Here is a 19730-nt window from a genome sequence, read left to right on the forward strand (position 1 = left end):
TCACTTAGCCCACGGCCCCTTCCATCTGCAGCTCGATCAGTCGGTTGAGCTCGAGGGCGTACTCCATCGGCAGCTCCTTGGCGATGGGCTCCACGAAGCCGCGCACCACCATCGCCATGGCCTCGTCCTCGGTGAGGCCGCGACTCATCAGGTAGAACAGCTGATCGTCGCTCACCTTGGAGACGGTGGCCTCATGGCCCATGGTCACGTCGTCCTCGCGGATGTCGACGTACGGATACGTGTCCGACCGCGAGATCGTGTCCACCAGCAGCGCATCACACTTCACCGTCGACCGCGAGCCGTGCGCACCCTTGTTCACCTGCACCAGGCCGCGGTACGAGGCCCGGCCGCCGCCGCGTGCGACCGACTTGGAGATGATGTTGGACGAGGTGTTCGGCGCGAGGTGCACCATCTTGGAGCCGGTGTCCTGGTGCTGCCCCGGGCCCGCGAAGGCCACCGAGAGCACCTCGCCCTTGGCGTGCTCGCCCACCATCCACACCGCCGGGTACTTCATGGTGACCTTGGAGCCGATGTTGCCGTCGATCCACTCCATGGTGGCGCCGGCCTCGGCCCTGGCGCGCTTGGTGACCAGGTTGTAGACGTTGTTCGACCAGTTCTGGATGGTCGTGTAGCGGCAGCGGCCGCCCTTTTTCACGATGATCTCGACCACCGCGGAGTGCAGCGAGTCCGACTTGTAGATCGGCGCGGTGCAGCCCTCGACGTAGTGGACGTAAGCGTCCTCGTCGACGATGATCAGGGTCCGCTCGAACTGGCCCATGTTCTCGGTGTTGATCCGGAAGTAGGCCTGCAGCGGGATGTCGACGTGCACCCCCTTCGGCACGTAGATGAAGGAGCCGCCCGACCACACCGCGGTGTTCAGCGCGGAGAACTTGTTGTCACCGGCGGGGATGACGGTGCCGAAGTACTCCCGGAACAGCTCCGGGTGCTGCTTGAGCGCGGTGTCCGTGTCGAGGAAGATGACCCCCTGCTGCTCGAGGTCCGCGCGGATCGAGTGGTAGACCACCTCGGACTCGTATTGCGCCGCGACGCCCGACACGAGGCGCTGCTTCTCGGCCTCCGGGATGCCCAGCTTGTCGTACGTGTTCCTGATGTCCTCGGGGAGGTCGTCCCACGACTCGGCCTGCTTCTCGCTCGACCGCACGAAGTACTTGATGTTCTCGAAGTCGATGCCGTCGAGGTTGCTGCCCCAAGTCGGCATAGGCTTCTTACCGAAGATGTTGAGTGCCTTCAGCCGCGCCTCCAGCATCCACTGGGGCTCGCTCTTCTTGGCCGAGATGTCGGCGACGACCGCCGCCGACAACCCGCGCTGCGCCGAGGCGCCCGCGATGTCGGTGTCGTGCCACCCGTAGCCGTACTTGCCCAGCGACGCTATGGTCTGCTCCTGGGTGAGCGGCCCCGAGTTCGGCGGCTGGCCGACCGGGGCCAGGGCCGCGGTCTCGTTCTCGGTGGTGGTCATCCTCGCTCCTTCGGCTGCCCCGTGATGAGGGGCACATGGGTCGTGCATGCGCGGTCCCCGTTGGCGATGGTCGCCAAACGTTGGACATGGGTTCCCAACAACTCTCCGATGACCTCTATTTCGGCCTCGCAGAGTTCCGGGAACTCGGTGGCGACCTCCGACACCGGGCAGTGGTGTTGGCAGATCTGGACGCCGGTCCCGACGGTGCGGGTATCGGCTGCGAATCCGGCGTCCGACAACGCGAGAGCGATCCTACGGGCGGCCTCGCCCGTGTCCCGACTCGCGTCGTCCTTGGCGGCCGCGACTGCGGCCTCTGCGCGGCGCCGGGCGAATGCTCGGACCGCGTCCTCCCCGCCCACCTCACGGAGGGCACGGAGGGCGTCCTGTGCGAGGGCGTCGTAGCCCTGCGCGAGTTGCCGGCGCCCGGTCTGCGTGAGCAGGAACTCCCGGGCGGGCCGACCCCGCCCGCGGGCGCTGTGGCCGGACGGTGTCGCAGTGGTCACCTCACCGGCGTCGACGAGGATGTCCAGGTGGCGGCGGACCGCCGTCGGCGTGATGTCGAGGGCGGCACCGATGTCCACGGCGGTGCACGCACCCCGCTCCATGAGCAGCGACACGATCGCGTGCCGGGTGTCCCCTTCCGCGGGACGTGTCACCGATTCGCGGGCCGTTGCAGGGCCCCCGCCGGCGACTCGCCCGCCGGCGACTCGGCGCATGACGACCGCGCGCGGCGCGGGTGCGCCGACGCGAGAAGCCGCCTCGTGTGTTTTCACAACACCATTGTTTCGTAAATGAGCCGGGCATGCTAGCAAGGCAAGCCTTAGCTCGCTACACGTCGGCCGGAACTCCACCTCGGTCGCCGGATCCGCAGTCTCCGTCAGCCGGATACCGCGAACCCCGGGTCGACCGCGTCGGCGTGCAGAAACCACAGGAGCAGCGGGTTCACCACGGCCGGCGATTCCAGCGGCAGCAGGTGCGATCCGGGCAGCACCGCCAGCCGCGCATCACCGAGCGCCTCCACCACCGCGAGGCTGTGCGCGACGCTGACCTCGTCGCGGTCGCCCTGGAGCACGAGCGTCGGGCTCGCGACCGACGAGAGGCTCGCGAGCTCGATCTCGGGCTCCGCCTCCCACATCGCGAGGACCTTCTCGTACACCACCCCGAAATGGTCGGGCCCGTCCGGCGAGTACGGATCGTAGCCCTGACGCAGCAGTGCGACCGCATCGTCCGAGCGCAGCCAATCGTCGACGTCACCGTCGGTGATCCGACCGTCGGAGTTGTAGTACTGGCCGATCAGGACCATGCGGTCGACGAGATCCGGCCGACGCTGCGCCACCAGCAGCGCGACCACGGCTCCGTCGCTCCAGCCGACCAGGTGCGCGGGACGGCTGACCACGGCATCGAGGTAGGCGATCGTGTCGTCGGCCATCACGGCGTAGGTCAGCGGTCCGTCGACGTCGGGGGTGTGCGCGTGGCCGCGGCGCTCCGGCACATGCACCCGGAACCCCGCGTCCACCAGCGCCTGCGCCTGTCCCCACCACCCGAGCGCCCCGGCGAGCCCGCCGTGCAGCAACAAGACCGGCGGGCCGTCGCCGCGGACCTCGTGCCAGGTACGCAGGCCGCCGGCCTCGACATATCCGGCGGTGAATCCGTCGAGCGTCGCCACTGGTATGGTCATGCCCTCCTGCCTACCACGCGCCGCGGGCCGCTGCGCGGCGGTCGGACGGGACCGTCCTCCGTCCTGACCACGATGTCGCCGCCGACCATCGGCCCGGGCAGCGCCGGCACCGACGTCGCCCGGCCACCATCCAGGAACTCCCGTCCGGCACTCGCACACACGCGCCGTCCCCTTCCGTTGTCACACAGGCCCTTCCGGAGCCGCTCCCGAGATCGCGTCGGCGATGTCGCGTGCGGAGTCTGCAGCGTGGAACACCCTGAACCCGGACGCAGCCAGGTCTGCGTCGCGGTCGACGTGCGTGGCGTCGACCAGTACTACGCCCGGTCCGGCCCACCGGGCGACCACCGGCCAGTTGTCGCGACCACACTCCGCGCCGATCTCGGGTTCGCACACTCCGCGCGCATGGAGTTCGGCGAGCAGGTTCGCGAGTCCGTCGTCGAAATCCGACAGGTCGTGCCCCCACGGGCGGTTGCGGCCACGGTCGGATCGGCCGCCGACGCCGAGGTGCTCGAGCACCTCCAGCGCCCCGGCGCGCGAGAGCCGGTCGTGGACACGGCCGTTGCGGTGCGACCGCAGGCAGCCGTAACACGAGGTCTCCGGGCCGCATTCGCATCGCGCAACGCGGGCATGGGCAGCGTCGAGCACCTCCGGCAGACGCGCCGCGATCTGCGCTGCGGCACCGGCACCACCAGGGACCGTGTCGAACAGGACGATGCTGCGCTGCTCGCCACTCCAGGCGAGTGTGCCGTCGATATCGTCGCGGGCGATCTCCAGGGCCTCCGAGGCGCCCTCCAACAGCGCGAACAGGGCGGAGTGCCAGCGGGCCTCGGCATCGCGGTGGTAGCTCACCACGTCTCGCGGGAAGGTGAACTCGGCGATGTCGGTCTGGTAGCGGTGCGCGAGGGAGACCCTGCTGGGGATGCCGTCGCAGGTGCGACCCGTGACCGGGTGGTCGTGAGCGTCCGATTTCGCCTTCGCGGCACCGCCTTTCGTCGCGGCCCCGATGACTTCGGCCCAGCCGCACGAGTTGCAGAGGCGGAACCCCCGGCCGCCGGCATCGGCGACGACAGCCATCCAGGCGGCGGTGCTCGCCCGGACGTCGACCGTCTTGCGACCTCGCGGTGGCCAGGTGTTGTGTGCGCTCTCCGCGCCTGGGCTGTCGAGATAGCTCGAGCCTCCCCAAACGCGCTGCGGCACGTCGGACCCGACGGGCTCGACCCTGCGATCGGCGATGAACCCGAATTCGGGGATCACCATCTGCAGAACCTGCGACGCCGACTCGCCGCAGGTCTCGCACTGCGTCTCCGCCAGTTCGCCGACGTCACAGCTGAACCGACCACATGCCTCGCAGATGCGGTAGTGGTACCGCGGCAGCGCCCGCTTGGGCACCTTCTGCAGCCCGCGTGAAGTCCACAGCCACCCGCCTGCAACCACCTGTGATCCGGGTGCGTAGTCGAAGATCGCCTGGCTCAGGTCGCGCGACAGGTCGAGGTCGCGCCCGGCCGCCTGGTCGCAGTGCGCGGTGCTCATCTCGACGGTGTCCACGGGGAAGCCGTACTTGGGCAGAACGTTGTGGTTCGCGAGGAAGCCGATGAGATCGCGGGCGCGGACGGTGTTCATCGCTCGCTCGAGCGCGGAGGCCACCTGATACTTCTTCGCGGCGACGGCCTCGTTCTGCAGGTCGGTGAAGACGTCCAGGTCGTGTCGCACCCCCGCCTCTGCCTTCGCTAGCAGGTCGGCGAGTTCAGCGACCCAGCCGTCACCCGCGACGTCGACGTGCAAGGCCGTCGCCTCCGGCAGGATCTGGCCGAGCGCAGCCCGGATCCCGTCGGGAACCGGGCTGAGGAAGCCTGCGACCCGGGAGGCGGGCGAGTCGGTTCCGTCCTCGGGCGCGAAGAACTCACCCACCTTGCGCCACTCGCCGATGCCGGCGTCTGCACAGTGCCGGAAGTATGCGGCGAGCGCCACCGAGTGCGCGTGACGCCGCCCGATGCGCAGGTTCCCGACGGGCACCCAGGGGATGCGCATGCGACCCGCGATCATGGTCTCGGGGGACGCGTACTGGGTGAGGTCGTGGGAGTTGCGCCGGGCGTACGTCAGTACGAAGGCCGCCGAACCCGTACGCCGTCCCGCGCGGCCCGCTCGCTGCACGTAGTTGGCCGTGCGCGGGGGCATGTTGCGGAGCATCACCGACTGCAGGTCGCCCACATCGACACCCAGCTCGAACGTCGTCGAGCAGGACAGCACGTTGACCTTGCCCTCGATGAACTCGCGCTGCACCTCCGCAGCCTTTGCCGAGGTCAACTGCGCGGTGTGCTCGCGCGCCGTGAGCGGCGCCTCCCGCAGGGTCCGATAGAGGACGCGGTAGTGGTTGGTGTCGTCGCCGAGCGGCGGTACCTCGTAGGGTTCGACGGTGCCCCCGCACGGGCCGTATGGACACACGCCGTGCAGGTCGCTGGGTGTGAGTCGGCGGCACACGGCGCAGCGGAACCACGAGACCGACCCGCCGGCCGTCATCCTCAGCATGCGGTGGTCGACCTGGTACACGACGCCGGCGCTGCCGCCCGCGACCTCGACGATGTGCCCCGCCTTGACGAGCAGCTTCCACGCCGCCTCGAGCATCCGGTCCTCGAGCGCCTCCGCAGCCAGGCGACCCAACACCTTTCGCACCAGCAGCAGTCGCGCGTTGGTGGTACCCGCCTTGCCGCCGGGCTTCCAGCTGATGATCCCCTTCTTGGGGTCCGGCCCGCTCGTCCGGATCGAGACACGTCGGTTCCGCGGCGCGAAGCGGTCGTCGGCGATGTCCACGTGGTTCAGCGGAGTAACCGCGCCTTGCAGCCGCAGCGTGCGTACGAGCTCGTCCAGCAGCGACCACACCTGGTCGGTGGTGAGCCCGAGCTGGGTGAAGGCGCGGGGGATCTCGACGGTGCGCACCAGCCGCACCGCGAGCAGGCCCAGCCCCTCCAACGACTGACGCTGGTCCATCGCGATCAGCTCCGCGGTCACCCACGGGTTGACCTCCTGGCGTCGGCTGATGTCGGTGGCGTGACGCGCGAACAGGCCTGCCCCGTCGGCGGTCAGGCGCACTTCGCCGGCCATGTCGTCCGGGGAGAGCTCCGCGCCGGCGTGTGCGCGCAGCACGTCGACCAACAGCCGCCGTTCCAGCGCCCTGCTGTATGTCCGCTCCAGATACGGCGCCGCGAACGCAGCCTGCTGCCGGGAGTCGGAGAACGCCAACAACTTCCGACCGCCACCCGGCAGGTCGGCGGCGGCATCGTCGCCCGCAGCCGGCAGCCTGGTGTACAGGGCGGTGGTGAGGACAGCGGGGGCCGCGTTCTGGTCGGTGCGCAACCTCCGGATCACCTGATAGGCCCGCGCGCCGCATTCGGTGCACGTACTCATGACGCTGGACTTCCGCGGGTGCTCACGCACCCGGAGTTGCTGCACGTCGGCGCATCCTGGATCGGCGCAGCCGTCGGCGCCGAGCGCACCGCATCCGGTGCACAGCCACTTCAGTCCCGATCTCGCTGCGGCTACCTGCTTCTCGGCGAGAGTCTCCTCGTCCTCGTCGACGAACTCATCGCCGGCGTCGGTGAGCACCAACCAGTGCACCGCCTCCTCCGACTCGGCCGGGACGAAGAACGTCCGACCGGCCTCGCGCCGGGGGGCACCGGCGAGATGCACCGCGCCGCAGCGCTGACAGGTGCCGAACTCGAACACCGCGCGGCCCGTGTCCGGGTGGATCTCGTGCCGCGACAGCAGCACATCGGGTCCGGCATCGGTGAAGCCGACGTACGCACCCTCCGTCGCGCGGACGAACATGTGATATCGCGCCGACAGGACAGGGGGGCCACCGTCGACCCCACGTCGCGCGCCGAGCGCCACGAGCGCATCGAGCAGGTTCGACCGGCGCGCGTCACCGGGCCACAACGCACCGGCGAGCACGGCCGCCCCTACCGGCCCTTCAGCCAGCGATCGCCGCAGCTCGACGATGTGCCGCTCCGTCTGCAGGCGATCGGCGTCGACCCGGCCCGCATCGGCGAGCGCAAGCAGCTCCTGCGGGGTCAGTTCCCACGTGACCTCCGCCGGGGCGACGACGCGGTGCGCGCGCACCAGGTCCTCCCGCTGGGGTTCGCCGTCCACGTACTCGAAGGGCGCATCGAACAGGTTGCGCGCGAACGCCGTCGCCTCCTCCCCCTGCAGCTCGCGCGTCGAGCCGTCCAGAGACGCCGAGGTGGCGATGCACTGCAAGCCGACCTCGGGCGCCACCCGGCCGCGCAGCCGCCGCAACAGCAGCGCCACCTCCGCACCCTGAGCACCGTCGTAGACGTGCGCCTCGTCGAGCGCGATGAACCGCCAGTGCCCGGCATGCGGTCCCTCGAACAACTCGACGTCCTTGGGGCGCAGGAGCAGGTATTCGAGCATCGCGTAGTTCGTCAGCAGGATGTGTGGAGGAGTCGCGCGCATCTGCTCCCGGCTGAGCAGCTCGTTCGGCAGCGGACCGCGCGCGTGGGCCCCCGTGAACGCGGCGAGCGCCTCGCGGTCGCGCTCCTTCGTCTCACCGGTATACCGCCCGAACGTGATGTCCGGAGCGTCGGCGAGCAAGTCACGCAAGCGCGCGACCTGATCGTTGGCGAGCGCGTTCATCGGGTAGAGCAGGATCGCCCGGACGCCGGGCCCGAGCGTGCCCGCATCCCGCTCGGCGAGCAGTGAATTCAGGATCGGGTAGAGGAAGCTCTCCGTCTTACCCGAGCCGGTACCCGTGCTCACCACCAGGTTTCGACCGGCGACGGCCTTGCGGATGGCCTGCTCCTGGTGCCGGTAGAGCGGCCGGTCGACTTCGATCCCCGAGCCGAGCGTGAGCATGCCCGACCCCAGGACGCGCTCACGTACCAGATCTGCGACCGACGCACCCGGCTCGTACGGCGGTGTCAGTTCCAGCAGCGGCCCCTTCGTCAGTGCGGTGGTCGCGTCGATCGCGCGGTCGAACGCCGCGGAGAGCGCGGGATCGCGTGGCGCCAGAAGCGTTTTCAGGTACCGCTTGTACGTCTCCTCGACCGCGCGACCCGCCGCGAGGGCATCCAAGGTCTCAGTCATCGTGTGCTCCTGTGGTGGGACCCGCTCCGATCATGCGCGGGTGTTGCTGGTGGGCGATGGCGGCATCTGCGATCAGCAGGTCCGCCGCCACCACATCGGGGAAGAGTTCTGCCATCCGGGACCACGCCTCGCGAACCCGCTCCGGCAGGATCGCCTCGGAGCGCAGGCCCCAGGCGATGAGCCGCGCGGCCGCGGCCAGCGACAGCGACTGGACCGAGAGCAGCAGCCACCGCCGGTTGTCGAGTCCGGAGACGCCGTCGAGGGCCTCGTTGCGGAGGTCGATGAGGTCGGCGAGATCGGGACATGCTCGGCGAACCTCCCGTAGCAGGCTGCGTGTCGCGCCGAGCAGCGCGGCGACGGCAGGATCGTCGTTCCAGTCGGTGCGGTGGTCGAACGCACCGACCACCGCCTCCAAACGTGAATCCGGGTGTAGCAGCCCGACCGGAACCAAGTTCAATGTGGACAACATCTCGTCGACCGCTCCGCGCGGCATCTCCGCCAGCTTCGCAGCGGTCTCGTCCATCACGCCGTCGACCGGCCGCATCATGCGCCCCGTACGCAGCAGGTTGATCATCTCGTCGCCGCCGTTGGCGCGCAGGTACGCGACGATCTCACCGCGCTCGCCCTCGTACTCCTCGGCGAATTCCGTCTCGGTGAGGTCTGCCAGTCGGACCAGGCAGCCGACGAGCGGGTTGGGGTACGTGCCGGAGTAGGTGAATTCGGGAGTGAATCCCCGTGTCGCGAGACCACTCCCCACCAGCCAGCGCACCATCTGCGCATGCGTCATGGTGGCGTCGCCGAGCGACTCGACGCCGCGGCGCGGGTGGGCACAGAGGTGTCGCGTGAGGACGTCGACGGTGTCCCGGTCCAGGAGCTCCGAGCGGAGGGCGTCCCAGACGACGTCGAGCGCGCCGGTGAGGTCGTCGAGGTCGCCGTCGCCGGAGAGGAAGCGCGAGAGCGCCTCCCGCCCCGCGTCGTCGTCGAGCGGCCAGCCCGGTTGCAGCACGCGAAAGGCATCCTCGCCGGGATGTTCGGGTGCCGCGCCGAGGGCCCAGGGATCGTCCACGAAGACGTCGACACGCAGCGGCCCCGCGCCGATCGATTCCTCCGGGAGTGCCGCACGGCCATCAGCGATCTCCACCGTCTGCGCGCCGCGCCATGGTGCCGCCTCGAGCCACACCGCGGCCGCGACGTCCGACGATGCGGACAGATCGGCGAACACCAGGTGACCGTCGACCAAGTCGACACGCGAGCAGAGTCGGGCCGGCCCGACTCTGGCGACCACGACCGAACGGGTCCCGCCGTCGTGCACGATGCGCGCGATCACATCGCAACGGATCAGCGCGACGGCAGTGTCTGCGAGCAGCCGCGTGGATACGCGATACAGGCCCTCGGGGGTGCGTTTGACGTCCTCGCGCTGGCGTTCCACCTTCGCCGTGTCGCGCACGACGAAAGTCACCACCGCGTCCACCGGCACACGCAGCTCGAAGAACCCCTCCGTCGCCAATTCGTCCGGCACCACCTGCACGGCCGTCGACCGCCACGGACCGGGCACCGCGCCGTCGCGGTATCGGAGCTCGACGTGCAGCGGCGTCACCATCAACCGGGCGGAGTGGCCCTCAGCGCACACCTCCAACGGCAGGGTGCGGTCCGCCGTGCCGAACGGGATCCGTGTCCGATCCACCGACACGCCGGGCTTCGTCGAGAACTCCGCGGTGACCTCCGACAGTCCACCGGCCACGGGGATCCGCAGCGGGCTGCTGAACCGTGCCGTCAGTCCCACCGCGACGAAGCACTGCACCACCTGTTCGTCCCCCACCGCCCGTCGCACGCGGACATCGAAGTGCCCCAGGCCGGCGGACAGGGCGTCGAACGGGCTCACCTCGTGGGCCACACCGGTGACCGGGAGATCCACCGAGGTGAGGACGCGCAGGTCGCCGGTCCGGTTCACCGTCACGGTGCAGGCCCCGGCGCCGGCGGGAAGCGACACCACCGGACCGTCCGCGAACACCGCCGCACCGCCGGTGGTCCGGACACCGGGCACCGGCGGTCTCAGCGTGACCCGCGGCGCCCCGGCAGCGGCGGCCCGGCGGACCGGGCCGAGCAGTTCGCCACGGACGACCCGCAGACCCGCGCAGCCGGCGATGTCGATCGTCGCGCGACGCCATCCCCGCCAGCCGTCCGGAGGCGACAGCTGATCGATCACGCGTACCGGGGCCTTCGCACCGTCGTCGGCCACTCCGACGACGGTGGCGTCGCCCGGCCACACCGCGGTCACCTCACCCTGCGGCAGCACGGAGGTCGGCCGCAGCAGTCGCCCATCGAGGCGAAACAGCAGCAGCGGGTCGGCGGGGTCGACGACGGTGACGGCCCGCGCAGGCTCGGACTCCCAGCGCGCGACCACATTCGGGACCGGGCCCGGTACCGCCACCGGCGTCGGCGGCTGATCCCCGGCATCGATGACGCCCCACTCCCGAGCGACGGGAACGGCCTGCGTCGACCCGCCCATCGTGACTCGCCACGGGCTGTCCCCACCCGGATACGGCAGCAGGACCTCGACGGCACCGTCGTCGGCGGACAGCCGCAGCTCAGGTGTCCGCGCGCGGCGCGCACCGTCGGCCGAGCCACCGTCGGCCTGTGCGAGGAAGGGCCGACGATGCACCCGGTCGATCAATGCGTCGAGCAGGAGAGTGGGCAGGCCGGTCGTCTCGGTGACGAGTTCCAGGTCGTTCCACACCTCGGGGCTGGTCTGGGTGAACTTCAAGAACTCGATGATGCGGTCGAGGATCGCGCGTGCGGTCACCCCGCCGTGACGGAGGAAGTTCTGCACCGGTGCATCCAGCACCGTGAGGCGATGCTCCATCCCGGAGGCGGTGAGCCAGGCCAGTACCTCGGCGCCGGACTCCTCCCGCCCCGCCCGCACGTGGTCCTCGATCACGCCCACCAGATCCTCGAGGCAGTGCACCGGGATCCCCGCTTGCATCGCCAACCGCGCGAGGTACTCGGGCCCGGCGAGGCCGTCGAAGTCGACGAGGCCGAACTTCGCCAGCAGCCCAGGAACCGCATGGCGCACCTGCTCTTCGCGACGCTGCTCGCGCGGGACTTCAGCCCGCTCCCAGAACGATTCCCAGAACGCACCAGCCTCGTAGCCCAGCGCCGCATGACCGCACAGCGCGCACAGTGTGATCGCGGGGTACCTCGCAGCCACCTGGCCGAACACACCGTGGTCGACCGCGGAACGGGCAAGCCTTCCGTACAGTTCCTGCACGCGGCGGATCTCGTTCTCGTCGTGATTGAGCTCGAGGTAGAGGCGCGCCGTCTCCAACCGCTGTGCCAGCCCGAACTCCATATCCGAGGCCAGATCCTGCATAAACGACGACATCGCTCCCCCTTTCCTGTACGACTACGGGAAGATTGCCACACAGGTGCGACACGTATCCGGGAACGGGAGCGAAGGAGCTTGCGATGCCGACGCTGGTGTGGGCGTCCAACAACCGCGCGATGCCGAAGTTGGACAAGTCGATCGACAGCAAGCTCGTGACCTTCCTTACCAAGCTGAGCGCCGACGACACGCTCCCGGGCCTGCACATCGAACCCATCCACGGCTCCGCCGATCGCCGCGTACGCACAGGTCGAGTCGACAAGTTCTGGCGCGCCGTCCTGTTCCGGCTCGATACCCCACACGACCCCACGTACATCTACATGGGCGTGTGGCCGCACGACGATGCCATCGCGTTGGCGAAGACGTCACGGCTACAGATCAACCCCGCCACGAAGGTCGCCGAGGCCATCATGGGTGAGCTCGACGGTGTGGACGACCGCCGCAAGCGGGTCAGCGTCCCGGACGACGGCACCGTCGGGCGTGCCATCACCCGCCCGCAGCCCGGCTACCTCGAGTCCGCCGGATACACCAGCGCGGAACTCGTCGAGCGGCTGGGCTTCGAGCCCGACGTCGCCGCAGCCGTGGTGGGCGCACCCGACGAGAACGCCGCCTGGGCCCTCGGCGACCACCTGGCACCGTGGCAGGCCGATGCCCTGCTCAACCTGCTGACCGGTACATCACTCGACACCATCACCGAGCAGCTCGAGCTGCAGCGAGCCGCAGTGACCACCTCCAGCTCGCCCCAGAGCGAGGACGAACAGCTGGCCGAGGCGCTGCGGCACCCGGCCGCCCGGATGCAGTTCGCGTTCATCGAGGACGACGCAGAGTTGCGGCGGGTGATCGAAGGCGGAGACTTCGCTGCGTGGCGAACCTTCCTGCACCCGGAACAGCGCGCGCTCGTCGAGCGCTCGTTCAGCGGTCCTGCGCGCGTATCCGGCGGGGCAGGGACCGGGAAGACGGTGGTGGCGATCCACCGCGCCGCGCTGCTGGCGCGGCGCGATCCGACCGCGCGGATCGTCCTGACGACGTTCAACCGGACGCTCGCGGACAACCTGCGCCGGGATGTCGCGCTACTCGCCCCGGACCTGCCGGTGCACAACCGGATCGGCGACCCGGGGATCTATGTCGGGGGTATCGACTCCCTCGCGAGTGCGGTGTTGAGACGCACGCCGGACCAGTCCGCGGCAACCGCGGCCCTCTTGGGTAGCCCGACAAAGAAGCTGGGCCCCGACCGTAGACGCACGGACCATATATGGAGGGAGGCGGCACGCACGGTCGGAAACCTCGAACCCCGGCTTGCGACCCCGGCGTTCCTCGACGCCGAGTACACCGCGGTCGTTCTCGCGAACCGGATCATCACCCTCGAGCGGTATCTGACGATCCCCCGTCCCGGCCGCCGCGTACGCCTGTCGCGAGCGCAACGGATGGCGGTGTGGCATATCGTCGAAGAGTTCCGCCGTCGCAGCGTCGAGGCCCGCGCGGCGACCTACGCCGAGGTGCTGGCGCTCGCGGCCGAGCAGGTGCGTATCGACGGTGCACGCGGCGCCACGGTCGCCGATCACGTCGTCGTCGACGAGGCACAGGATCTCGGCCCGACACACTGGCGGCTGCTGCGTGCCCTCGTGCCGGAGGGGCCGGACGACCTGTTCATCGCCGAGGACGGCCACCAGCGCATCTACGGGCAGCCGGTGACGCTCAAGCATCTCGGCGTGCACATCGTCGGGCGCGCGACGCGTTTGACGCTCAACTATCGCACCACAGCCCAGAATCTCGCCTTCGCGCTCGGGATCCTCGCCGGTGCGCAATTCGCTGACATCACCGACGAGCCCGACTCCACCACGGGATACCGATCCGCGCGCCGCGGGCCCGCGCCGGAACTCGTCGAATGCGCCTCCACGGCAGCGGAAGTGGACACCGTCGTCGGCCGCGTCGCGGCGTGGCTCGACGACGTTACGGCTCCCGGCTCCGTCGCGGTGCTCACACGGACGAGCAAGGACCGGGATACCTTCACCGCCGCCCTGCAGAGCCATGGAATCAGCGCGGCTGCAGTCGATTCCGATCCAGCACCCGAAGGCGCCGTGCAAGTGCTCACCATGCACCGCGCGAAGGGAATGGAATTTCGCAGGGTCATCCTCGCCGCCGTCACGGAGCGCCATCTGCCGTCCGACACCGTGGTGTGCTCTGTGCCCGATGAGGAGCGCAACGACGCACTGCTCCGGGAGCGTTCGCTGCTGTACGTCGCGGCCACCCGCGCACGGGACGAGGTGGTGGTCACCTGGAGCGGGCCGCGCTCGAGCCTCCTGTAGCTGCGCGCCGCCCCGGCGGTCCCGGTGCTCGTCCGACGGCGAACCTGTCGGCATGCCGGAATACGATCGACGGACATCATCGAGGCAGGGGGCGGAATGGACGACCGGGGAGTGATCGACACCGGTGGCCGGCGCTTGACGCTCGATGCAGCGAGCGCCGACGAGGTCGACACTGCCAAGGCAGCAGTGGATCCGGTGCAGGCTGCGCTCGATCGTGAAGCATGGCACACACGGACCCGCCGCGTCATCGACTTGTCCGCTCTGCCCGCACCACTCGTCGCGAAGCTCGAGACCAGCAGGCGCCTCGGCGCACGCGACGCCGCCGCACGGGTCGATCCGCCGACGCCCCTCGCCGCCCCGGCACCCGTCCGTTGGCGGATTCGTCGCCGGCAGGACAGACCCGCCGTGGATGCAGCAGCGGGAGCGTCGCGGACGGACCCGACGCGCCCACAAAGCCTCGACCTCTCCGAGGTGGAACGTCGTCTCGTCGAACGCCATACCCACGAGGTCCGCCCGATCTCGGCACGCGCCGACTGGCTCGGCAAGGTCCGGCGGCCGCACATCACGGTCGACTATCCCGAGGTCGTGCTCGACTGGATCGCCTCGTCGATCGTGCGGCAGATCCGCTCCGAGCGCTCCTGGGACGACCCCCGACTCGCGCATCACCACGCGCTGTTCGACCCGCTGGCCGAGCGGCGCGAGATCGGCAGGCACGCCGATTCGATCGCGCGGCTCCGCTGGCGTGCTCTCTCCATCGATCCGGACAGCCAACCCGAACCGCTGCGGCAGGGGGCGCGCGATCGGCAGTCGTCCGAGCTGCGGACCATCGATGTACTCGCGGACTCTCTCGCGCGCCGTGTCGCCGCGTTGTGGTTGTATCACCACTCGCTGGAACAGCTCTCGCTCCGCATCCTCGAGTTCGAAGCGATCGAGGCGAGCCTCGCCCGCGAGTCCGAGGCGATCGACCTCGCGCGGCAGCTCGGAGCCGACGAGATCGCCATCGACCGCCTCACGGCGCTGCAGGAGGACAGCGAATCCCTTGCTCGCCAGGTGGCGATCCTCAGAGAGATCGCCGACCGCTCCCTGTCGGCGGGTGGCTGACATGGAGCGGAAGCCACAGCCGCTCCTCGGCTTCGCCGACGCGATCGCGGCGGCGCGCGCTGGTCCGGGCGGAGAGGCCTGTCGCGCTCGTGATCTGCGGCGCGCCGGGAGCCGGGACCGCAAGGGCGCCCCCGACACCTTCGATGCCGACGGGTACGCGGCTCTGGTGCGCCGCCTCACCGAACCCGGTCGCAGCCGGGTCACCTACGCCCCGCCTTGGAGCGGACCATCGAGCAGCCCGTCGCCGGGGCGATCCCCGTCGATCCGCGTTGCCGGCTGGTGATCTCCGAGGGCAACTACCTGCTGCACGACGGCCCCTGGGCCGGCGCGCGCGAGTGGGTCGCGCGCGTCGACGAGGCCAACGCACGGGCGATCCTGGGCCGTGCCCACCGCGCGGATCGGACGATCGACGTCTCCGTCGTCGCCGACCCGACCCCGCATCCCTGACCAGCGCCTACGCTGACGCTATGAGCGAAGACCGCCCGCCCCTCCCCCCGTTCACCGAGAACACCGCCCTACAGAAGGTCCAGGCAGCCGAGGACGCATGGAACACGCAGGACCCGCACCGGGTATCGCTGGCGTACACGCCCCAGTCGGTGTGGCGGAACCGGGACGAGTTCATCACCGGCCGGGCCGAGATCGTCGCCTTCCTCACCGACAAGTGGGCGCGGGAGCGCGACTACGCACTCCGCAAGGCGCTGTGGGGATTCCGCCGCAACCGCATGGCCGTCCGGTTCCAGTACGAGTGGCACGACGCGCACGGCCAGTGGTGGCGAAGCTACGGCAACGAGCTGTGGGAGTTCGACGAGCACGGGCTCATGGCGCGCCGCGAGGCCAGCATCAACGACATCGCGATCGCCGCTGCCGACCGACGCATCTTCGGCCCGCGGTCGGAACGTGAGCGGGGCCTCGAGCTCCCCATGCGGTAGCCGGACTACTCTACGTAGTGGGTCAGCCAGCCGCCCAACCGTTTCCACGCATCGGCGGACGCGACCGGGTCGTAGCGGTCTCCCGTGTCGTTGAAGAAGGCGTGGTTCGCCCCCTGCTCGACCACCAGCTCGTGCACGTTGCCCGCCTGCTCGAGCGCCGCCCGGGCAGCGGCCTCGGTCGACGTGACGCGCCTGTCCAGCGAGCCGTAGAAGGCGAGCACCGCCGCCTGCCTCGACCTGGCGAAGTCGGCACCCTCGGGCAGCGGGCCGTAGAACGGCGACGCGGCCGCGAGTCGCGGCTCGCCCGCCGCGAGCAGCTGCCACACCAGGCCGCCGCCCATGCAGAACCCGACCACGGCGAGCTTGCGACCAGGTACGCGACGCACGATCTCGTCCAGGCCCGACTTCATGTTCGCCACCTGCGTGGCAGCGGGGATCCGGCCGAGCGCGGCCGTCGCGGCGGCGGGATCGGTGAAGCTCGCCGTGCCGCCCTCCGGTGCGAGGAGATCGATCGCCAGGGCCGAGTAGCCGATGCCGGCGAACCGCCCCGCGATGCCCCGCACCCAGTCGGTGAGCCCCTTGTTCTCGTGGATCACGAGTACCGCGCCCTTCGGGGTCGATGCGGCGGCCCAGGCACCCGAGAGCTTCGCCGTCGGGCCGGCCCAGCCGATCGTCGTGGTGGGCAGGGCGCCCCGCGCGCCCGGGGGGAGTGCCGACGGTGGCGCTCCGCTCGCACCCGCCACCACGGCGCCGGGCCCGGACGACGAGCCCCCGCCGGCGGCGGGTTGCGCGTTCTCTGCGCAAGCGGCTATCAGCGCGGAAGCGGCGACGGTGCCCAGCCCTAGCAGGCCCAGCCGGCGCATCGCCTCGCGACGCGACAGGAACCCGTCGACGTGGTCGGTGGCGATCTCCTCGGCGATGTACCTCTCGTAGTCGGTCACCTGCCCGATTCTGCGCCCGCCCGCCGCCCCCGGCTCGGCGAAGGCGCTACCTCTCAGTCACCTGACAGCATCCCCCCACCACGACCGTCGGCGGGCCCGAGCAGCACGTCCCGCGGGTCCTGCTCGAGCTCGCCGACGGTGTGCGCCACAGCGACGAACACCGTGTGGAATCGCGGCCGACCGACACCGTCGAAGGCCAACGCCAGACGCGCGAGGCGGGTCGTGAACGACCATCGCGCCGGCTCGTCGACCACCACGGCGAGCGTCGCGACGCAATCCCGACACCGACCGTCGGGCTCTGTCCAGGTACGCGCGTGGTAGTCGCAGGGGCGCATCGGCGCGATCACGATCCGCCCCGCGGTCTGCAGTGCCGCGACCGGCGGCCAGTGCACATCGATCCACTCCCCCGGTCCGAGCCCGAAGTCGGCGATGTACGCATCCATCACCAGCTTGCGGTCGGCCGCCGTCCAGGGGACGTGCGGTGGCACGGCGCGAGCCGCGATCGGTGCGCTTCCGGTGTACTCGGCCGGGTCGCCCAGGTACTCGACGGCGACCCCCGCGGCGCGAGCCGCGACCAGGCGATCGTGGGTCGCGCGCCGCCCGGTCTCCACGCGTCGCAGATCGAGTGGCACCGAGAACTGGGCCTCGAACTCGGCCCACTTCTGCATCCGCTCGTGCACCGCGCGGGGCGGGATCGCCGCCACGACGATCTCCTGCAGTGCCTGGTCCTCCCCCACCTCGTCGGCGCGGCACCGCGTGAACACGTACACGGCCTCCAACAGATCTTCGGCCGCACCGTCGCCGGCGGCACCGTCCCCGGCCGGTGGCATGTAGTCCGCCCGGACGTGCCGGATCGCCGCGCGCAATCGATCCATCCCCATCACCCCGGATCCGACCGTAGCGCAGCGGTGCGACAGGTTCCGCGGCGCGGAACCAGTGGGTGGGTACGCTGCAACCCGTGCCACCGACCGTCCGTACCCCTGCAGCCGTGAAGGCGGTCGGCGACTACCTCGGTATCCGCCGTGACCAGGCGCGCCGGCCGACGGACCTGGGCGACACCGTCAACCGCCTGCACGGCGACGAGGGCGAGTACCCGCCGTTGCGACCGAACGAGATCCGGGCCGCGCGGCGGATCGCCTTCTTCGGCGGCGTCGGCGCGGTGATGATGGCGTTCGGATCGCTCGGCGCCGGTGCGTTCCCCGTCGTGCAGAACCCGATCGCCGGCGTCCGCGTCCTGGGGTTGATGTTCCGCATGCTGCCGACCGCGCTGACCGTGACGATGGTCGGCACCGCGATGCTCATGCTGGCCTGGGTGCTGCTGCGCCGCTACACCGTCGGTTACCTCACACCGGGCGTGCACCATCGGGCCCCTCCGCCGCGCCGCCTCAGCCGTAGGCAGTTCGACCGGATCCTCGCGCTGTGGTGCGTCCCGTTCCTGTTCGCGCCGCCGATGTTCAGCAAGGACGTCTACTCGTATCTCGCGCAGAGCGAGATCACCGCACGCGGAATGGATCCGTACAAGATCGGGCCCGCCGCCGCGCTGGGGATCGACCACGTGTTCACCAAGTCGGTGCCCAACATCTGGCGAGACACACCCGCGCCGTACGGCCCGTTGTTCCTCTGGCTGGGCCGCTGCATCACGGCCCTGACCGGCGAGAACATCGTCGCCGCCGTGGTGGCGCACCGCATGCTCGCGCTTGCCGGTGTCGCGATGATCGTGTGGGGCCTGCCCAGGCTGGCCCGGCGCTGCGGCGTCAGCGAGGTCGCCGCACTGTGGCTGGGCGCCGCCAATCCGCTGCTGATCTTCCATCTCATCGCGGGTATCCACAACGAGGCCTTGATGCTGGGGTTGATGCTCGTGGGCATCGAATGGTGTCTGCGCGCCATCGACTCCGGGCTTCCGCTGCTCCGCGGGGCACCCGCCGCACGCTCCCTCACCGCGTGGCTGCCGTCCCGCACGGGGTGGTGGCTGGTCGCGGGCGCCGCCACGATAGCCGCGTCGAGCCTGATCAAGATCACCTCCGTGCTCGCGATGGGGTTCGTCGGCATGACCCTGGCCCGCCGCCTGGGCGCGACCTTCCCCGACCTCGGTTCGCGCGCCGGTGGATGGCGCGCCGCATTCCGGGAACTGCGGCCCACCTGGCGGCGGTCGACGGTGGCGCTGGTCACCTCGGCAGGCCTGCTGGCCGCGATCCTCGTGATCGTGGTGATCGCGGTGTGCGAGTTCACCGGCCTGGGCTACGGCTGGCTCGACGCCAGCACCCTCGGCACGGCGAACAAGGTCCGGTCGTGGATGTCGATCCCCACGATCCTCGGGCTGGCCACGGGACAGGTCGGCGTGCTGCTCGGACTGGGCGACCACACGACCGCGATCCTCGCACTCACGCGCCCGCTCGCGGCGGCGATCGCCGCGGTGATCGTCCTGCGCATGCTGCTCGGCACCCTGTCCGGCCGCATCCACCCGGTGGGCGCGATCGGCGTGTCGATGACCGCTCTGGTCCTTCTCTTCCCGGTCGTCCAGCCGTGGTACCTGCTGTGGGCGATCATCCCGCTCGCCGCATGGGCTACCGCGCCCGGGTTCCGGCTGTCGGCGGTCCTGGCATCCTGCGTCGTGTCCCTGATCCTCATGCCCAACGGGGGCGAGATCGCGCCGTACGTCATCGCGCGGTCGGCGATGACCACCGCGATCGTCGTGGGCCTGCTGATGTTCCTCGCCTTCGGTTCGGGGCGACGGTACGTCACCGCGATCACCCCTCGGAGATTCCGCCGTAGCGGGCTCCCCGGCGGGGAGCCCGGCGACCAGACGGTAGGCTGAAGCC

The 19730-nt window shown here is 70.3% G+C and carries 12 protein-coding genes; 5 read left to right on the plus strand and 7 right to left on the minus strand.

Annotated features, from left to right (window positions below):
• Positions 1-4 precede the first annotated feature (4 nt).
• From sufB to ABD908_RS00365, 5 genes are all read right to left on the minus strand, one after another.
• A complete protein-coding gene (gene sufB, locus ABD908_RS00345; RefSeq protein WP_344989271.1) occupies positions 5-1477 on the minus strand; it encodes a Fe-S cluster assembly protein SufB in 1473 nt (490 codons plus the stop codon).
• Positions 1474-2250 carry a helix-turn-helix transcriptional regulator gene (locus ABD908_RS00350; protein WP_344989274.1) on the minus strand — a complete coding sequence of 259 codons (777 nt, stop codon included), beginning with the start codon at positions 2248-2250 and terminating at the stop codon, positions 1474-1476. The genes sufB and ABD908_RS00350 overlap by 4 nt, the downstream gene beginning before the upstream one ends.
• A 104-nt stretch (positions 2251-2354) precedes the next feature.
• Positions 2355-3155, minus strand: coding sequence for an alpha/beta fold hydrolase (locus ABD908_RS00355; RefSeq protein ID WP_344989277.1), 801 nt, complete (start codon positions 3153-3155; stop codon positions 2355-2357).
• 180 nt (positions 3156-3335) lie between these two features.
• Complete coding sequence (locus ABD908_RS00360) at positions 3336-8252, minus strand: DEAD/DEAH box helicase (protein ID WP_344989280.1); 4917 nt, start codon at positions 8250-8252, stop codon at positions 3336-3338.
• Positions 8245-11634, minus strand: a complete 3390-nt coding sequence (locus tag ABD908_RS00365; RefSeq protein WP_344989283.1) for a hypothetical protein — start codon at positions 11632-11634, stop codon at positions 8245-8247. Before ABD908_RS00365 ends, ABD908_RS00360 begins: the two co-directional genes overlap by 8 nt.
• A gap of 83 nt (positions 11635-11717) precedes the next feature.
• On the opposite strand from ABD908_RS00365, the gene ABD908_RS00370 reads away from it, so the two are divergent.
• From ABD908_RS00370 to ABD908_RS00385, 4 genes are all read left to right on the plus strand, one after another.
• Entirely contained in the window at positions 11718-13940 is a 2223-nt protein-coding gene (locus tag ABD908_RS00370; RefSeq protein WP_344989286.1) for a 3'-5' exonuclease, read from the plus strand.
• Between the two features lie 96 nt (positions 13941-14036).
• Complete coding sequence (locus ABD908_RS00375) at positions 14037-15041, plus strand: hypothetical protein (protein WP_344989289.1); 1005 nt, start codon at positions 14037-14039, stop codon at positions 15039-15041.
• A 216-nt stretch (positions 15042-15257) separates the two neighbouring features.
• Entirely contained in the window at positions 15258-15488 is a 231-nt protein-coding gene (locus tag ABD908_RS00380; RefSeq protein ID WP_344989292.1) for a nucleoside/nucleotide kinase family protein, read from the plus strand.
• Positions 15489-15508: 20 nt separating this feature from the next.
• The gene (locus ABD908_RS00385) at positions 15509-15970 is read left to right on the plus strand and encodes a nuclear transport factor 2 family protein (RefSeq protein ID WP_344989294.1); all 462 of its coding nucleotides are present in this window, start codon (positions 15509-15511) and stop codon (positions 15968-15970) included.
• A 5-nt stretch (positions 15971-15975) separates the two neighbouring features.
• Here ABD908_RS00385 and ABD908_RS00390 read toward each other — a convergent pair whose 3' ends face one another.
• On the minus strand, positions 15976-16911 hold the full coding sequence (locus ABD908_RS00390; protein ID WP_344989297.1) for a dienelactone hydrolase family protein: 936 nt from the start codon (positions 16909-16911) through the stop codon (positions 15976-15978).
• A 53-nt stretch (positions 16912-16964) separates the two neighbouring features.
• Positions 16965-17786 (minus strand): hypothetical protein, encoded by an 822-nt coding sequence (locus ABD908_RS00395; RefSeq protein ID WP_344989299.1) that lies wholly within the window; start codon positions 17784-17786, stop codon positions 16965-16967.
• A gap of 83 nt (positions 17787-17869) precedes the next feature.
• Here ABD908_RS00395 and mptB point away from each other — a divergent pair, with 83 nt between their 5' ends.
• Positions 17870-19726, plus strand: a complete 1857-nt coding sequence (mptB, locus tag ABD908_RS00400) for a polyprenol phosphomannose-dependent alpha 1,6 mannosyltransferase MptB (protein WP_344989301.1) — start codon at positions 17870-17872, stop codon at positions 19724-19726.
• Positions 19727-19730 lie beyond the last annotated feature (4 nt).

The sequence above is a fragment of the Tsukamurella soli genome (assembly GCF_039541155.1).
Taxonomy (GTDB): Bacteria; Actinomycetota; Actinomycetes; order Mycobacteriales; family Mycobacteriaceae; genus Tsukamurella; species Tsukamurella soli.

What these genes read in the sequence shown, in the direction of transcription:
- ABD908_RS00355 (WP_344989277.1), bottom strand. Translation starts at nt 3,155, where the DNA reads ATGACCATACCAGTGGCGACGCTCGACGGATTCACCGCCGGATATGTC.
- sufB (WP_344989271.1), bottom strand. Translation starts at nt 1,477, where the DNA reads ATGACCACCACCGAGAACGAGACCGCGGCCCTGGCCCCGGTCGGCCAG.
- ABD908_RS00385 (WP_344989294.1), top strand. Translation starts at nt 15,509, where the DNA reads ATGAGCGAAGACCGCCCGCCCCTCCCCCCGTTCACCGAGAACACCGCC.
- ABD908_RS00375 (WP_344989289.1), top strand. Translation starts at nt 14,037, where the DNA reads ATGGACGACCGGGGAGTGATCGACACCGGTGGCCGGCGCTTGACGCTC.
- ABD908_RS00360 (WP_344989280.1), bottom strand. Translation starts at nt 8,252, where the DNA reads ATGACTGAGACCTTGGATGCCCTCGCGGCGGGTCGCGCGGTCGAGGAG.
- ABD908_RS00370 (WP_344989286.1), top strand. Translation starts at nt 11,718, where the DNA reads ATGCCGACGCTGGTGTGGGCGTCCAACAACCGCGCGATGCCGAAGTTG.
- ABD908_RS00365 (WP_344989283.1), bottom strand. Translation starts at nt 11,634, where the DNA reads ATGTCGTCGTTTATGCAGGATCTGGCCTCGGATATGGAGTTCGGGCTG.
- ABD908_RS00395 (WP_344989299.1), bottom strand. Translation starts at nt 17,786, where the DNA reads ATGGATCGATTGCGCGCGGCGATCCGGCACGTCCGGGCGGACTACATG.